This is a genomic window from Exobacillus caeni (assembly GCF_005747095.1).
GTDB classification, from domain to species: domain Bacteria; phylum Bacillota; class Bacilli; order Bacillales; family Guptibacillaceae; genus Exobacillus; species Exobacillus caeni.
Genome location: NZ_SWLG01000019.1, coordinates 32,759 through 46,466 on the forward strand (window position 1 = coordinate 32,759; position 13,708 = coordinate 46,466).

Annotated in this window: 6 protein-coding genes; 5 read left to right on the plus strand and 1 reads right to left on the minus strand. The window is 42.7% G+C overall.

The genetic code is table 11. From position 1 onward, the window contains the following. Nucleotides 1–180 precede the first annotated feature (180 nt). The 4 genes from FCL54_RS19725 (at nt 181) to FCL54_RS19740 (ending at nt 8,172) form a co-directional block, all read left to right on the plus strand. A complete protein-coding gene (locus FCL54_RS19725; RefSeq protein WP_138128666.1) occupies nt 181–1,878 on the plus strand; it encodes a cell wall-binding repeat-containing protein in 1,698 nt (565 codons plus the stop codon). Between the two features lie 155 nt (nt 1,879–2,033). Further along, nucleotides 2,034–2,612, plus strand: a complete 579-nt coding sequence (locus tag FCL54_RS19730; protein ID WP_138128668.1) for a transposase — start codon at nt 2,034–2,036, stop codon at nt 2,610–2,612. A gap of 193 nt (nt 2,613–2,805) precedes the next feature. Further along, the gene (locus FCL54_RS19735) at nt 2,806–7,767 is read left to right on the plus strand and encodes a 5'-nucleotidase C-terminal domain-containing protein (RefSeq protein WP_138128670.1); all 4,962 of its coding nucleotides are present in this window, start codon (nt 2,806–2,808) and stop codon (nt 7,765–7,767) included. A 144-nt stretch (nt 7,768–7,911) separates the two neighbouring features. Beyond that, nucleotides 7,912–8,172 (plus strand): hypothetical protein, encoded by a 261-nt coding sequence (locus FCL54_RS19740; RefSeq protein WP_138128672.1) that lies wholly within the window; start codon nt 7,912–7,914, stop codon nt 8,170–8,172. 132 nt (nt 8,173–8,304) lie between these two features. Here FCL54_RS19740 and FCL54_RS19745 read toward each other — a convergent pair whose 3' ends face one another. Next, entirely contained in the window at nt 8,305–10,992 is a 2,688-nt protein-coding gene (locus tag FCL54_RS19745; protein ID WP_138128674.1) for a YfhO family protein, read from the minus strand. Between the two features lie 377 nt (nt 10,993–11,369). On the opposite strand from FCL54_RS19745, the gene FCL54_RS19750 reads away from it, so the two are divergent. Continuing rightward, entirely contained in the window at nt 11,370–13,544 is a 2,175-nt protein-coding gene (locus FCL54_RS19750; protein WP_138128676.1) for a N,N-dimethylformamidase beta subunit family domain-containing protein, read from the plus strand. Nucleotides 13,545–13,708 lie beyond the last annotated feature (164 nt).

A 13,708-nucleotide genomic window follows, 5' to 3' on the forward strand; every position in this document is an offset into this window, starting at 1 on the left:
TGATTTTCTTAGTGGGTTTATTAATTAGAAAGAAATTGAAACAGAAAGAGATGGTGCCTGGCACTGTTACAGTAATGCACCTAAAATATTCAAAATGATAGTCTTTTAGGCCCGTTTCTTTTGGTGGTTTTTTGAGTAAAATTAATCTAGTTTTTTATTAACCATTAAGGCGGGGATGTAATGTTTAAAAAAGGGTCCATGGCAGTTTCTACTTTGGTAGCTGCAGCACTTTTTGCTTCAAGTTTTGCCACTCCAGCGGGTGCAGAAGATTTTGGTATTAAAAATTCATTGTTTGAAAAAAAGAAAGAACAAGTATTATCGGTGCACCAACAGCTTTTAGAGGAAGGACAGATTGCTTCTGCAGCTAGTTCTTCTGTTCAGGCAACTGTTGCCCAGTCTCCTACAGTCACTTTTACAAATGAAATTGATGGTTATAATTACCATGAATATTTGTTTGACACAAAAGGAGGAACGTTCACGGTTGTACCAACCCATAGCGCTTTAGAAGAAGTTGATTACTTTATTTATAATGTTACGACAGAGGAAGTTTTTGAACCGTCAGAGGGAGAAAAATACGATTTACCGGCAGGAACGTATTATTTAACCGTTTTAGGCTATAGTGAACAGCCAGTAAACTACCAGTATCAACTTTCAGGGCCTTTAACATTTATACCTGATACAGATCTGCCAGAAATAAACGTAACAAAACCTATGCAGCATGATCACCGCTTGCCAAAAGGCTCTTCTTCAAAACAACTTGTAGAAGGAACGAGTGATGGTTTGGAGCTGTTCCTGCAGGTGAACAACAAGCCTGATATTCTTCCTGGTGGACCTTTTAGCAAGCAAGTAGAGCTGCATAAGGGAGATAATGATCTATTGTTTATCACTGAAAATGCAAGTAGCAACAAGACCTGGTCTTTTTATAATATGACATTGCCCGGGACTTCAAGAATCGGTGGAAAGGACAGGTACGAGGTATCTGCTAACGTTAGTAAGACTTTAGCTTCTTATGGGTATGACAGTGGAACAATCTTTATTTCCAGAGGAGATGTCTTTGCTGATGCACTGGCAGGTGGGCCGCTTGCATCCTTAGAAACGGCACCAGTGATGTTAACTAGAACAGACTCACTGACTCAAGAGGTGAAAAATCAAATACTAGCACAGCACCCGTATCGTGCAGTAATCCTTGGAGGAACTGGCTCGGTTTCAACAAGTGTAGAAGCTCAGCTTAAACAGCTTGGTGTTAGACAGATTGAAAGAATCGGAGGCAAAGACCGTTACGAAGTGTCTGCAAAAATTGCCAATGAACTAGTTCCTTATACCGAAACTGATACAGCATATATTGCAAGCGGGGAAGTATTTGCGGATGCTCTTTCTGCATCATCTGTAGCAGGTATCGAAGGAGCGCCAATCTTACTTGTGAGAAAAGATTACGTACCGGATTCTGTTAAAACATTTATTAAAAACAACCCAAACATTAAAAACTTTGTAATCGTGGGTGGAACTGCAACTGTTACTGAAAAGGTATCCACGCAGCTAAAGCAACTAAGATCGGGAGCAACGCTTGACCGTTTGGCCGGGAAGGACCGTTACGAAGTTGCAGTCAACGTGGCAAAGTACGGTATGGATACTTTGGGAATGGATCTTAGCACCCTTGTTTTTGCCAGAGGAGATGTCTTCTCTGACGCGTTATCAGGATCCCCATTAGCCGCTGATCAATGGGCTCCAATCCTGCTAACCAGAACCGATAGAGTAGAAGATAAAGTAAACACATTACTAACCGAACATCACGGTGAAACAGACCATATCTTCATTCTTGGCGGAACAGGATCTATTTCAACCAATACAGAAAGCCAATTATCAAAGCATATTCAATAAGTTTCTAGTAGTAGTGCCAGGCACCCTTCGTGGACATTTGTCCACGGACGGTGCCTGGCACCTTTTTGTATTCGCTCTCCTTCATTTATGGTAATCTAAAATTACCCTTCAAAAGTTCCCTCGTTTTACAAATCCCCATTAAAAGGAGTGTTTCAATGCCTCGTAAGCCAAGAGTATGGTATCCTGGCGCAATGTATCACATTACAAGCCGCGGAAACCGAAAAGCCCCTTTATTTCTCGATGATTATGACCGTAACTTCTACCTAAGACTCCTCCAAAACACGAAAGAAAAGATACCGTTCAACCTCCTCTCATACTGCTTAATGACAAATCATACCCATCTTCAATTACAAACTAGCGAAAGTTCAATCACTAAAATAATGCTTCAGATCAATACTTCTTATGCTAAGTACTTTAATAGAAAATATGACTTAGTAGGCCATGTATTCCAGGGAAGATACGGAGCAGAGTTAATAGAAAACCAGGAATATGAGATAGATGTAAGTAAGTACATCCATCTTAATCCATGCAGAGCTGGTATGGTTCAGGAGCCTGAACATTATCTATGGAGCAGCTATACATCATACCTGGCCCCTGGTACTCTAAACAAATATTCCCTTGTTTCCCCACAACGAATTCTCTCTTACTTTCCAGACCAACAAACATATAAAAAGTATATTGACGCTCCAACCCCTTTAAAACAAAACATCGTCCTCCTCAAAAAGACAAAATAGAATGGATGTCCATTAGTGGTGCCTGGCACCGAACTGATGGCACCGCATCTAAGTCTATTATACTAGCCCCTCTCAAGACTCTTTTCCTATTTTTACAATCTTTACTAGCTTTTTACACTCTATTGAAACGGTTTCATTTATAGTAGAAGGTGTAGGGCATGTGGCCTTAAATTTTGGGAAAAGGGGAGTTTTGATGCGATCTAAAAACGTTAGACGCTATACTAGTCTGATGCTTGTATTTGTTATGGTACTAAGCTTTTTTGCTGTGCCTGTAAAACAAGCAGCTGCAGCAGAAGGGGATGTCATTTCTGTTGCTGAGGCGATTGCTAACAACAGCGGTACCGCGACAGTTGAGGGCTATATTGTGGCACATACTACGGCTCCGAATAGTTATGATTTCGAAGCCCCGTTTGGAAATGATTATAATCTAGCAATAGCAGATTCAGCTTCTGAGAAAGATCCGGCTAAACTTTTGCCAGTACAGCTGCAAGGCCAATATCAAACTGAATTTGGTTTGAAAACGAATCCTGATTTAATTGGCACCAAAATTCAAGTGACAGGAAGTCTTGAAGAATACTTTTCCAGTCCTGGTCTTAAAAGTCCAACAAATATTACGAAAGTAGACGGTGGCACTGATCCAGAGCCTGAACCGGTTGAACTATCAACTATCGCTGATGCTCGTAATGCAGCCGACGGCACAGCCGTAAAAGTCAAAGGAATAGCTACGGCTGCATTTACAGCTGGCGGAGCAACTAACTTATACATCCAGGATAATACAGCAGGAATCATCGTGCGCGCAGCCGGTATCACGGCAAACGTAGGTGATGAAGTTACAGTCGAAGGTACGATTGGCGACTATTACGGCATGGAGCAGATTACAACTACTTCAGATAAAGTAGCAGTAACAAGTGCGAATGCCGGCGTTCCTGCTCCTCAAGAAATCACATCTTCACAGCTTGGTGAAGATGTCGAAGGAATGCTAGTAAAAGTCAATAATGTCACAGTAAACAGTGTTAACAGCCATGGAGAGTATGTATCTACAGATGGCTCTGCTGAATTTCTTGTTGATCCTGAAACAGAAGGCCTTCTTGAGGCAGGAAAAACATACGACAGCATCATTGGTGTGATCAACTATTCGTTCGGAGAGTACAGGCTTGTTCCACGTAACGCAGCAGACGTGATCGAAACTGCTTTCTCCGTTATGGCAACACCTGCAGCGGGTGAGGTGGTCCAGGGAACAGAGGTCACGCTTTTCACAGGTATTGAAAATGGAACGATTTACTACACAACAGATGGAAGCGAACCGACAGCTTCCAGCCAAGAATACACTGGACCGATCGCCATAAATGAAGACGTTACAATAAAAGCGATCGTAGTAAATGCCACAGGGGAAGCAAGTGAAGCTGCGGTATTTACATACACTGCAACAGAGCCTTTAGGACAACTAGAGATCCACGATATCCAGGGCGCAGCTCATGAATCTCCTTTTAAAGGGCAAACAGTAACGGATATCGAAGGAATCGTGACACAGGTTGACGGCTCTTCCTTCCACATGCAGAGTCTTAACCCGGATGATGATATCGCTACTTCTGAAGGTATTATGGTTTATAAACGAGGCGCCGATGTTCAGGTTGGCGATATCGTGAAAGCTACCGGGGAAGTAAAGGAATATAAAATCGGCGGATATGATGATGCAGCCGATCTATTAACTACAGAAATAGCAGCAACTACTGTAACGGTTATCTCTTCAGGTAACACGCTTCCAGATCCGGTTGTGATCGGCGTAGACCGTATTCAGCCGACAAAAAATATTGAGGACGATGGTTTAACTTCCTTTGACCCTAAAACAGATGGAATTGATTTTTACGAAAGCCTTGAAGGGATGCTTATTCAGTTAAACGATCCAAAGGTAATTGCTCCTCCTAAATACGATGAGATCGCTGTTTTTGTTGAAACTAGTGAGGATCAACTACGTACAGATGCGGGAGGACTGTTAATTTCTCCTGAAGACTACAATCCAGAGCGTGTCTTAATTGATGTTGATGGCTTTGATGTTGATGTGAAAGTTGGAGATTCTTTTGACGGCAGCATCACGGGTGTGATCAGCTATGATTACAGCAACTATAAAGTCCGTGTTACTGATTCTGCCCTGCCAGCAGTCATCGATGGCGGAACGACACAAGAAGTAACAAACATTGAAAAAGAAGAAGATAAACTAACTGTTGCATCTTATAATATCGAAAACTATTCTCTAGCAGACTCTGGCCAACTGAAAACAGACCAACTTGCCGAGTCCATTAACAAAAATTTAAAAACTCCTGACATCATCGGCCTGATCGAGGTGCAGGATAACAATGGTCCAACGGATGACGGAACGACAAGTGCTTCTGCAAACTATGAAGCTCTTATTGCAGCGATCGAAGCAGGAGGCGGACCTACCTACGCCTTTACAGAAATCGCTCCTCTAGATAAAACGGACGGCGGACAGCCTGGAGGAAACATCCGTGTTGGTTACCTTTATAACCCGGAACGCGTATCACTGACTGATAAGGAAAAAGGTGATGCGACAACTGCGGTTGGTGTGAATGAAAACGGATTGACGCTAAACCCTGGCCGAATTGATCCGACAAATACAGCATGGGATAGCTCCCGTAAACCGCTTGCAGCAGAATTCGAGTTCAACGGTGAAAAAGTGATCGTAATCGCAAACCACTTTAACTCTAAAGGTGGAGACGATGGGTTGTTTGGCGCAAATCAGCCAGTTGTATTAGGAAGTGAAGAACAGCGCATCCAGCAGGCAAAAGTGATAAACAGCTTTGTCAACGATGTGGTTTCAACAGTAGAGGATGCAAACGTAGTCGTTCTTGGGGACTTGAATGACTTTGAATTCTCAACACCGATTAACACACTTGAGGGAGATGTCCTGACTAACTTGATGGAGAAGCTTCCTTCTGAAGAGCGCTACACATATGTTTATCAAGGGAATTCCCAGGTGCTTGATCACATTCTAGTCAGCAATAACCTTGCTGCAACTGCTGAAATCGACTCTGTAAACATCAACGCAGATTTCAGCCATGAAACAGGACGTGCAAGTGACCATGATCCTGTCCTTGCACAGCTAGATCTTGGAGCAACAGAGGAAGACGGTAATTTTGACTTAACGGTGATGCATACGAATGATACGCATGCCCATTTAAATAATGTTGCACGCCGTATCACCGCTATCAAGGAAGTGCGTGAAGCTGCGGAAAACTCGATCCTTCTGGATGCAGGTGACGTTTTCTCAGGAACATTGTTCTTCAACCAATATAAAGGCCTTGCAGATGTCGAGTTCATGAACATGATCGGCTATGATGCGATGGTTCCAGGCAACCATGAGTTTGATAAGGACTCAGAAACGCTTGCTAATTTTATCAATGCAGCAGAATTCCCGATTGTAAGCTCTAATATCGATTACAGCGGGGATGGGATCTTAGGCCAGCTTTATAAAAACGAAGTAGGCGATCCCGCAGCAGACGGACACATCTATCCTGCGATCATCCTTGATGTGAACGGTGAAAAAGTCGGGGTGTTCGGATTAACAACAGAAGATACTACATTCCTTGCCAATCCAGATGACAGCCTTGTTTTTGAAGACCGCATCCAAAAAGCCAATGATACCGTTAGTATGCTTCAGGATGAAGGGGTCAACAAAATCATTGCGCTGACTCATATCGGCTATAACCAGGATCTTGCGCTGGCGAAAGCGGTAGATGGCATCGACATTATTGTAGGCGGACACAGCCATACGAAAGTAGATGAGCCTGTCGTTTTCAATGAAGATGCTGAGCCGACAATCGTCGTACAGGCCCAGGAATACAGCAACTATCTTGGCGATCTCGATGTGGAGTTTGACCAAAATGGTGTGCTTCTTTCCTGGAACGAAAACCTGATCGACCTTAACGATGAAACCATTACTCCAGATCCTGCTGCTCAAGAGAGACTCGATGAACTCGAAGCTCCTATCCAAGAATTAAAGCAGCAGATCGTTGGAAAGACAGATGTTTTCCTAAATGGGGAAAGACAGGATGTTCGCACGAAAGAAACAAATCTCGGCAACCTGATCGCAGACGGCATGCTTGCCAAAGCACAGGAAAGTGTTGATGCAACACTTGCGATCCAGAACGGCGGCGGTATCCGTGCATCGATCGATGAGGGCGACATATCCCTCGGGGAAGTCCTGACAACGATGCCTTTCGGAAACACGCTCGTGACGCTTGATCTAACTGGCGCTGAAGTAATTGAAGCACTTGAAAACGGAGTCAGCCAGGTAGAAGAAATGGCAGGCAGATTCCCACAGGTTGCAGGCATGAAATTTTCCTATAACCCGGAACAGTCGGCAGGGGAACGTGTTATTGACGTTCAGGTAAAAACAGATAACGGCTATGAGCCGATCGATTTGAATAAAATGTATACTGTTGCCACAAACGCATATGTAGCAGACGGCGGCGATGGCTATACTGTCTTTAAAAAAGCAAAAGACGAAGGAAGAATCACAGAGCTTTACGTAGTCGATTACGAAGTATTTACCGACTATCTACAGGAAAAAGGAACCGTGTCCCCGGAAGTGGAAGGACGCATTCTAGAAGTAACCGATATGGAAGCCCCTGTAACGACTGCGAAAGTAACAGGAGTTCAATTATCAGACGGCTCTTATCTTGCTGAAGCGACTGTTGAATTGACTGCCGCAGATGCCGATTCTGGAGTAGAGAGAATCGAATACAGCCTTGATAACGGCCAGACATGGAACACGTACACAGAACCTTTTACAGTTCAGGCAGATGCCACAATTCTATATCGTGCGGTTGATAAAGCAGGTAATGCAGAAGAAGCGAAGACACTTACAATCAGTATTGTCCCTGCTTCAACTGAAACGTTAAAAGAGCTAGTAAATTCAGCTGATGCTTCTCATGGCGTGAAGACATCCATCAACGCACACATCAAAAATGCAGAAAAAATGTTCGAAAAAGGCACCGAGAAGCATGAGGAGCTTGGATACAAGAAGCTAGCGACACTTGCTGAAAAAATCAGCCGTTATCCCGACAACAAACTAAGCAACAAAGAAGACCTAAAACTAGTAATCGACTATATAGTGGAAAATGAGACTATGAATTAAAGTTTTTTAGTAAAAGGTGCCAGTCACCCGATATGGACAACTGTCCATAAGCGGTGCCTGGCACCTTCTGTTTGTTTGTTTTAGTTTATTATAAGTGCTGTTTGGGGAATTTAACTATAACTCGACACTATAAGAGGTGACAAAATGGAATTATCATTTGGATTAATATTGAACATTATTATTGCTATCTATCTCTTTGTGGATGCAAAGAAAAGAGACAGGAGCCCTATCTTATGGGGCATCCTTGGATTGCTTTTCGGACTGCTTCCTTTAGGTATTTACCTGATCATAACAGGCAGGAAGCTCTGGGGATGGATTCTTGTTATCATTTCGATTCTTTACTTTATCTTTGCGGTTATAGCAGGGATATTTGGAATACTATTTTCACTTTTCCAGGGACAGTGATTAATAAAACGAGGATGACTCATAAGTGTCTGGACTCTCCGTTTAGCACAATACCTAGATGAACTTTGTTACCAGGTTATCTAGATGTGTTGGAGGTGCCTGGCACTTTGCTTTTGAGTCATCCTCGTTTTTCTATTCCACAGGTTTTGCTTTCCTTCTTTTTCTTAAAATCAAATAGGTAAGTATCAATAACGATATTATCGTGACAGCTAAACCAGGCCGGAAGCCTTCTGGAATAAAGTCCATTTCAACTGTATGCTTGCCAGGGCCAACTTTTACTCCTGTAAACGTAGTATGCACTGGGAAAGTCTCGGTATCTTCGCCGTCGATCGAAACAGACCAGCCTTCTGAGTAAGGAATAGAAAAGAATAGGACGCCTCCTTTTTTAGAGGACACAGTTCCTTTAAGATGGTTGCTGGAATTGTCGGTGACGTTTAATCCGTTTCTTTGGTGCTTGCTTGCCGTTTCTTCATAAGGCTTAAGCGGATCCAGATATGCACCGGCTTCTTTAATCAGAAACTTGCCGGGCTTGATGTTAAAGTTTATATACGATGTCTCGGAGTCGACTCCAAAGCGAAAAACGGATTTGTTTACTGTTTTTGTGTAGCTATACTGGGTTAAAACATAGCTGTTGCCGGACATGTTTTTAACCATCTTATACGCTTTATTACCATTTGAAGCGGTTATCGTCGCGCCCCTGGTCTTTGTATATGGAACATAATAGATAAACCCGGTCAGGATTCCCTTTTCATGCTTGCGTACTGGAAGCTTAATATCTATTGGCCTGTCTGATTCAACAACGAAGCCTTCATCCACCTTTTTTACAGTGGTATTCTCGCTAAAGCTTAAGTCATTGACCTCACCGATTTGTTCAAGGGAAAAAGAAGCTAAGTCTTTTTTTCCTGGATACTTCTTTCTATCGACAGCTTCTTTCGGAACGATCGCATTCTCAAACATCATCCGCTCCCGATAAGGAACCGGGGAGTCCAATAATTCCTCTTCCGTTAATACCTGATCATAGACAAAACCAACTGGCAGGGCATAATCGTTTTTATAGATTCGAGTTTCCCCTTTTTTATAAATCGGCGAGTACCCGTAAAGGTTGTACACCTGTGTCGGAGCATGAAAGGTAACAAAATACTTGTTGGCAAAAAGGGTGAACAAATGAGTGCTGTTTCCGAATCCGCGTGTTAAGTTCAGTCCCCGGCTGCCTGCCTGGGCAAGGATATCCATTTCAAACTTTTGCTGTGTCCATGGGATCAATGAGTTGTAGGCATAAAAGCCATTATAGTCATAGGTCATGGAAGCGTTATGGGTCAGGATTCCCGGATAATCGATAAGCGTTCGATATAGGTCGTTATCATCAATTTTAGCCATCGTATTTTTGACTGTCTGATTATCATACAGCATGGTGTATTCTTTACGGTCCATTAACGGGAGGATAGGCCAGACTCCTTTATGCGCGGCTTCGACTTTCTTGTTCGTTGACTTGTTTAAAACATCCGTGACGAAGCTGTAGCCGATAAGGCCGCTGTATGCAGATAGCGTCATCAACATGATGGCAAGCATGCCGATCTGTACAAAAAGATGTTTTTTAAGGAATACATAAATGATGAAAGCTATCGTAAAGAACACAGGCAATAACGGAAGCCACTCGGCATAATGGGTAAACGAATTTTCCTCCAGCCAACTGTAAACCCAAAGAGCGATTATACCTACTAACGCTATGTTCCATGGCCTCTTAAAGTTCACGTACTGGATTGCAGTCACTGCAAGCGTAATGCTGAGTGCGTTGAAGATAAAAAAGCTCCTTAGTTCCTCTGGTTCACTAAACCCTCCGAAGAAGCTCAACACGTTTGGATACTTGAAGATGAGTAAAATAACGATTCCTAATAAGCCGTACGGTAGCAACCTTCGGCCATTGATCAGTAAAACAGGAATAAGGAGAAAAGGCAGGAAGCTTAGTCCGCCTCCCCAGAAAAGCGTTTCCCAAACTGCATTCCACTCGATTACATTTTCAATAGGCAGCGAATGCCGCACCTGGGCGTTCGACTTCAAGTAGCTAATAACTGAAGGTAAAAAGACAACCATCGAGAGGCCGAGACCGATCAAGTAATACCCTATCAGTTTTGCATGAAACAAAAAGAAAGACCTAACCGATTTCTTGACAGAGTCCTGTGTGAAAAACCGGAAAAAAGCATATAATCCAAGGCCGAGAGAAATCATGAACATTAAATAAAAGTTTCCGAGCGATGCCAGGAACACAGCCACAATAAACGTGATAAATTTGTTTTCTTTTAAAACCCGTTCATACCCCAATAGAATATAAGGAAAAAAGACGGCTGCGTTGACAAAAAAGTAGTGGGTGTAAAAATAATCAAAATGATAGCCGACAAAAGGATAGGTCATCGCGCCAAGAAACGCAATCGGCCGCTTGATCCCTTTTTGTTTAAGAAAAAGATACATCCCAAGCGCCATGAGGGAAACTTTAAGCATGTCCATCGGAACGAACAATGCCGGGAACCAGTCTTTCGGAAAAACCGTCAGCATCCAGATGAAAATGTCGCCGATCATATAATAGCCAAATTCATTCCAGTAGCTGCCGCCCATCCCATACTGCCAGGACCAAAAGGGCAAAGTCCCATGATGGATAAAATCATAAAACTGATTATAAAAATGAATATACTGTGCCCTCATATCCCCTAATTTCGTTATGTAGAAAAAATCCGCTGCCGGAATGCGGTGAAAAATGAAATACGAGAATCCCGCTGAAAAAGCCAGTAATAACAGTAAATCAAAATAGTTTCTAATCCACTTCATGTCATAAGCTCCTTATATAACGTAACGGTTTCTTTGTCTTTTTGCCTGGAAAACTGCCAGAGTAATTAGCAATAATAAGCTTACCAATATTAAGTTCATTCCTGCAATGAATCCGCGTGTGAAGGTGCCAGGCACCATAAATGGACAACTGTCCATATATGGTGCCTGGCACCCTTCATTTGGCACCCTTCATTTGGCACCCTTCATTTGGCACCCTTCATTTGGCACCCTTCATTTGGCACCCTTCATTTGTAACTACTACGTTTCTACTAAGCAATAAATACTATTTCCATTCCTTTTTATGGTATTAATAGTAAATTTATGAGATATTATTAACAAATAAATAGATAATTTTTACATATCATAGGGGGAGCGACATGGGGAAACTTAAAATTGTGCCTATTATCCTACTTTTGTTTTTGTTTGGCTTTGTATCAAAGGCAGATGCCAGTGAAGTAGAGAGGCATGGGGGGAAAGATCGTTTTGAAGTGGCAGTCCATGTTTCACAGAAAGGATGGAGTGGTTCTGATACTGTGTATCTAGTAAACTACCTTGCGTTTGCGGATGCCTTATCAGCAACTCCGTTAGCTTACCAGTCTCACGCGCCTATTTTGCTGACTCATCCTGACCGTCTCACGGCTGCTACAAAGGATGAGATCAATCGCTTAAAAGCATCGAAAGCTGTGCTTGTCGGGGGGACGGGAAGTATATCCCAGAACGTGGTCCAGGATTTAAACACTATGGGAATCAAAGATATCCATCGAATTGGCGGAAAAGACCGTTATGAAGTATCTGCCAATGTAGCGAACAATGTTAATACAAAAGACAAAGCTGTAATTGCAACAGGGATGACCTTTGCTGATGCGCTTTCTGTAGCTCCTTATGCAGCAAGAAACAGTTATCCAATCCTTCTCACCCGTAAAAACGTAATTCCAGCGCCTGTTGCACAGTACCTCAACAATAAAAAATTCAGCTCTTCTATTATCATGGGTGGAGAGGGAAGTGTTGGAAGGGAAGTTGCTGCAAATCTTCCAGATCCGGAACGGATCGGTGGTGCAGACCGGTATGCAGTAGCGGCTAATTTGATCAGAGTTAAAAACCTGCCAACAGACCAGGCGTTTATAGCAACAGGCTTAACGTTTGCCGATGCCCTGACTGGTTCCGTTTTAGCAGCAAAAGAATACAGCCCGATTCTCTTAACAAGACCTGAAATCTTGCCTGGAGACACTAAAAAGATCATGGTAGATAAAGCAATCAAAAATTATGTGATCTTAGGCGGACCGGCGTCTGTTCGTGAAGAGATCCTAAATAAGTATGCAGATGCTCTGATTATGGACAATACGCACTCGATTGAAGGCTATACAGATAAACCAAGCTATGCACGCGGCGAGACTATTGAATTTAAAGTGCATACACTTGAGCCAAGCTTTTCTATCGAGGTTTTAAGATTTGGAAAAGAAGATACCGTTCTTTTTAAGGATTCTGGTATAACTGGAGCAAAGCAAAATTACCGGAAATACGATTATAAAGAGGGAGCGGACTGGCAAACAACTTATACGCTAAAGGTTCCTTCCACATGGAAAAGCGGTCTTTATGCAGCAAAAGTTTACGATGAGAGCGGCAAAGAATTCTACATTATGTTTACAGTGAAAAATGCTAGCAGCATAAAGCCGAAGATTGCTGTGCTGGCAAATATCTTTACGTGGGAAGCGTACAACTCATGGGGCGGAGGTTCTTTCTACGGATACAAAATCGATGATGGAACAGGCAGAAGGTTTGCAGAAATACTAAACCTCCATCGTCCGAATCCGAGAATTAATCCATATGTAGACAGCATCCATCTGCCATTTGCAGAAAAGTTTTTGTTATCCTGGCTTGAGAAAAACGGTTATGCCTATGATGTGATCTCTGAGTATGATCTGCATCATCAACCGGCCATTCTCCAACAATACGATACCCTTGCGTTGAACTCACATAGTGAATACTGGACTGGAAACATGTATGACGGTTTTGTATCGTTCTTGAATAAAGGTGGAAACGTGCTTAACCTTGCAGCAAACAACATATACTGGAAAGCTGTGTTAAAAGGTGACCAGATCGAGGTTAGAAAAGATAAACAAAACCATACACTAGTAAACGAACGTGGTGGACTCTGGAGAGACCTTGGAAGACCTGAATCCAGATACCTTGGAGTCGCTTATAACTACCTTGGTTATGGAACCTACACTCCTTACAAAGTCCAAAATCCAAACCACTGGGTCTTTAAAAACACAGGACTCAAAACCGGGGACTTGATCGGAGAGGTAGGAGTGAACGGCCGTGGTGCTGCCGGTGGAGAGACAGATAAAATAACGCCATATACTCCAGAAAACTTCCAACGTCTTGCAAAAGGGCTAAACCCAGACCTTGGAGGATCGGACATGATTTACTACGATACACCAAACGGCGGTGGAGTCTTCTCGGTTAGTTCCCTGACCTTCACAGGAACACTGGAAACCGACAGAGAAATCTCCCAAATCGTCAAAAACGTACTAAACCACTTTAATAAGTAAAACAAAAGAGAGGTTCGACTGAACCTCTCTTTTGTTTGGTATTGCTACAGTGCCAGGCACCGCAAATGGACACTTGTCCATTTATGGTGCCTGGCACCATCACCACTCCATCACCGCCTTTTAGTACTTTTCACTCATTTAACAACCAAATCATCACAATTTTG

What these genes read in the sequence shown, in the direction of transcription:
- FCL54_RS19735 (WP_138128670.1), top strand. Translation starts at nt 2,806, where the DNA reads ATGCGATCTAAAAACGTTAGACGCTATACTAGTCTGATGCTTGTATTT.
- FCL54_RS19740 (WP_138128672.1), top strand. Translation starts at nt 7,912, where the DNA reads ATGGAATTATCATTTGGATTAATATTGAACATTATTATTGCTATCTAT.
- FCL54_RS19750 (WP_138128676.1), top strand. Translation starts at nt 11,370, where the DNA reads ATGGGGAAACTTAAAATTGTGCCTATTATCCTACTTTTGTTTTTGTTT.
- FCL54_RS19745 (WP_138128674.1), bottom strand. Translation starts at nt 10,992, where the DNA reads ATGAAGTGGATTAGAAACTATTTTGATTTACTGTTATTACTGGCTTTT.
- FCL54_RS19730 (WP_138128668.1), top strand. Translation starts at nt 2,034, where the DNA reads ATGCCTCGTAAGCCAAGAGTATGGTATCCTGGCGCAATGTATCACATT.
- FCL54_RS19725 (WP_138128666.1), top strand. Translation starts at nt 181, where the DNA reads ATGTTTAAAAAAGGGTCCATGGCAGTTTCTACTTTGGTAGCTGCAGCA.